Genomic DNA, 2,206 nt, shown 5'->3' on the forward strand with positions numbered 1-2,206 from the left:
GGCAACGGCATCTCGACGATCGAGAAGAAGGTCGACATCCAGATCCAGGTCAGCAACCTGAGCGGCGCCACGGTGACCCGCGACGGCATGTCCAAGCGCGGCGAGGGCAAGCTGTCGGATGGTGAGAACGCCTACGCGTTCGACACCGGCACGGTGCGCTTCAACGTCGACCAGAAGACCATCAAGCAGGCGGCGGATGCCAATTCCGCGGCCAACCTGGTCTCGGTGCAGGTGACCGACGCCAACACCTCGAACGATCTGACGGTGCAGCTCAACGAGCGCAACACCAACGCGATCACGGTGAAGTCGCAGAACCTGACCACCAGCGGCCAGGGCATGCGTCTGGACTACGCGCAGAACGACTGGACCGACCGCGACGACATCGACAAGGCGGTCGCCGGCATCGACTACGCGAAACAGCACCTGCGCTCGGCCTCGCAGACGCTGTCGACCAACCTGAACGTCATTACGACCCGTGAGAACTTCACCAAGGAGTTCAGCGACGTGCTGACGGAAGGCGCGAGCAAGCTGACGCTGGCCGACCAGAACGAGGAAGGCGCCAACCTGCTGATGCTGCAGACCCGTCAGCAGCTCGGCACCATCGCCCTCTCGCTGGCCAACCAGTCGCAGCAGTCGATCCTGCGTCTGTTCTAAGCCTGAGAGTTCGGGTAGGATCACGCCCGGCGGGCGGCGGCGCAAGCCGCCGCCCGTTTCATTTGGTGCGGCGCTTTCCGGCAAACGCTTTCCGCTTCCGCGCGCCGCCGAGACAAGGACCGGGTCCGTTTCATGCCTCTGAAGTTCGTTCTCCGCCCCAATGAAAAGGTCATCATCAACGGTGCGGTCATCGGGGCTGGCGATCGTCCTGGCTCTTTCTTTCTTTACAACACGGCCAACTTCCTTCGTGGACGTGAGGTGTTGAAGGAAGAGCAGATCGACTGCATCGAGAAGAAGCTCTACTTCGTCATCCAGCTCATCTACATCTTCCCTGAAGACGCGGTGCTCAACCTGCAACGCTTCGCTTCCATACTGGCCGAGACGCGCGAAGCCCGGCCGGATTGCCGCGATGACCTCGATGAGATCGAACGGCTGGTCGAAGCGCGCAACCATTACCGCGCTCTGAAAATTTGCCGGAAAATGTTCAAGGGCGGGTCGGAGGCTTCACCCAGCGCCGCCGAAGATGCGGCGGGGAACCCGGCGGTCGATCCGGCGCCGTGATCGAAGCGGACCTGCAGGGTTGGGACGGTCGGTCGGCGGACGACGTTCTGACCGACGCCATCGCACAGCATCGCGCAGGGAACCTGGACGGGGCCCGGTTCCTTTACAGCCGCATCCTGTCCGCCGACCCATTCCACACCGATGCCCGCCACCTGACCGGCATCGCCGCCTATCAGGACGGTCAGGCTGCTCAGGCATCGGCGTGTTTCCAGGCGACCCTGGCGATCGATCCGTCCTTCGCCGCGGCCTACAACAGCCTGGGCAATGTGCTGGCCGACCGGAGCCTTCCGGACGATGCGGCCCGCGCCTATCGTCGCGCCATCGCCCTTCACGACGGCTATGCGGAGGCGCTCGGCAATCTCGGCCTGCTTCTGCAGACGCAGGAGCGGATCGACGACGCCATCGCGGCTTATGAGAAGGCGCTGCGCGCCGATCCCGGGCGCACCACCAACCGGTTCGATCTGGCGGTCCTCCACCGGCGCCGCGGCCGTTTGGAGGAGGCCGCCTTGGGTTTCTACCGGGTGGTTCAAGCGCAGCCGGACCACGCCGGGGCGTGGCGCAGCCTGGCGCTCGTGCTGCGCGTCCTCAACCATTCCGATGCGGAACTGTGCCTGCGCCGCTCCTTGTCCGACGATCCGACGGACCGTGAGGTGGCGCGGGACCTGGGGACGCTTCTGAACGAGCGTGGCGCCTTCGCCGAGGCGGCGGCGGTACTGGCTCCGGCGGTGGAGGCCGACGCAGGCCAGGACGCGCGGCTGCTCTTCCACTTGGGCAGCGCGCTGCTCGGGGACGGACGGTTGACGGAGGCGGTTGCCCGCTACCGGCAAGCGCTATCCGGGGAGCCGCTGCTGGCAGGAGCCTGGAACAATCTTGGCGTGGCGCTGCTCGACCTGGGCGACCATGCGTCCGCGGTGATGGCATTGCGGGCGTGCCTCTGCTTCTTATACACATCTGACGCTGCCGCCGATCCACCCTGTGTCGTATTCGTGTG

3 protein-coding genes are annotated in these 2,206 nt (G+C 65.2%); all 3 read left to right on the forward strand.

All coding sequences use genetic code 11. The features are described from left to right. Nucleotides 1-654 (forward strand): flagellin (locus GBZ26_RS28905; protein ID WP_282184373.1); only part of this gene is annotated, 654 nt, incomplete at its 5' end. 132 nt (nt 655-786) lie between these two features. Next, nucleotides 787-1,215: a flagellar biosynthesis repressor FlbT gene (locus GBZ26_RS28910; RefSeq protein WP_174441739.1), complete on the forward strand. Its 429-nt coding sequence runs from the start codon at nt 787-789 to the stop codon at nt 1,213-1,215. Further along, nucleotides 1,212-2,206: tetratricopeptide repeat protein (locus GBZ26_RS30520; protein WP_345772086.1), on the forward strand; the 995-nt coding region annotated here is incomplete at its 3' end. The genes GBZ26_RS28910 and GBZ26_RS30520, both read left to right, overlap by 4 nt.

Source organism: Azospirillum formosense (genome assembly GCF_013340925.1).
In the GTDB taxonomy this organism is placed as follows: Bacteria; Pseudomonadota; Alphaproteobacteria; order Azospirillales; family Azospirillaceae; genus Azospirillum; species Azospirillum formosense.

Coding starts and splice junctions, on each gene's coding strand:
- GBZ26_RS28910 (WP_174441739.1), top strand. CDS start 787: ATGCCTCTGAAGTTCGTTCTCCGCCCCAATGAAAAGGTCATCATCAAC.